At 62.2% G+C, this 1021-nt stretch carries 1 protein-coding gene; it reads left to right on the top strand.

What is annotated here, in order from left to right; all coding sequences use genetic code 11:
- Positions 1-434 precede the first annotated feature (434 nt).
- Positions 435-905 carry a hypothetical protein gene (locus tag KGA66_RS29195; protein ID WP_211472850.1) on the top strand — a complete coding sequence of 157 codons (471 nt, stop codon included), beginning with the start codon at positions 435-437 and terminating at the stop codon, positions 903-905.
- The last annotated feature ends 116 nt before the right edge of the window (positions 906-1021 follow it).

Below are 1021 nucleotides of genomic sequence, written 5' to 3'. Positions count from 1 at the left end.
TGGACACCAGAAAGGTGCACCCGTTCCCTGTATGGACATGATCTAGGCAATCACATCCTTGCAGGCCGGGCGCACCTTTCGCATCTCAGCGGGCTGCATTACGAACTACGTCACGAATAGCCAGGGTTAGCCGGGCAACGCGGCCGGCCCGTCCGGGCCTCTCCGCAGGGCGGATCGAAGCGGGCTCTGCCGACTTCTAGATGCAGAGGCCGCGCACCCGTGTCTCGCACCAGGAGCGCCGAGCCGCCATGCCGACATCGCAAGCGGTACCTTGCTCACGCGGTTCGTCGGGATCGTCGGGCCGGACGAGCAGCTTCGTCTTACACAAGAGCACGGGATTGACGACCTTCTTACCACGCCTGCTGCTTCGGGCGGGAGGGTGGAAGATAGAGCTCTCGATAGCCTGTGCGAGTTGGATGTTTCCAGGGGATTTGATGGCTGTTTCTCTTACTGAGCAGCGAAAGCTGTTCCAGCGCTCCGGCGACATGTGCGCCTTTCCACGGTGCAACAGGGCGCTTACAGCGCAGGAGACCGACAGCGATCCTGTAGCCGCATTGGGGGAGATTGCCCACATCGTGGCCGACAGTCCCAACGGCCCGCGCGGATCATCCCAGCTCGCCTCCAAGGAGCGCAACCAGTACGAGAACTTGATTCTGCTCTGCAACTACCATCATCAGCTCATCGATTCACAGCCCGGGACGTGGACGGTCGGGCGGCTGGTAGCGATGAAACAGGCGCACGAGGGGTGGGTGCGCCTACGCCTCGGCTCAGTGGATCCTGTGACGGGCGCTGCTGACGGAGAGCCCAGCGGCATGGGCGACTTCATCGAGTGGTTCATCACCACGGCGGAACGCTGGCCTGCTATCGATGCCTCTATTGACCGGGCGCTTCTGGCACTGCCCTAAAGTTAAGGCCGGTCAGTCCGCTTTGGGTAGATTCGACTCGGCGATCGTGATCGTGTAGTGGACTTTCTGGGTATGGCCGTTCCTGCGTTCGGCCGCGGTGCGTGGGCTGGTTCGGC

Origin of the sequence: Actinocrinis puniceicyclus (assembly GCF_018283645.1) — a bacterium.
GTDB lineage: Bacteria > Actinomycetota > Actinomycetes > Streptomycetales > Catenulisporaceae > Actinocrinis > Actinocrinis puniceicyclus.
This window is presented reverse-complemented; position numbering and strand designations above follow the sequence as displayed.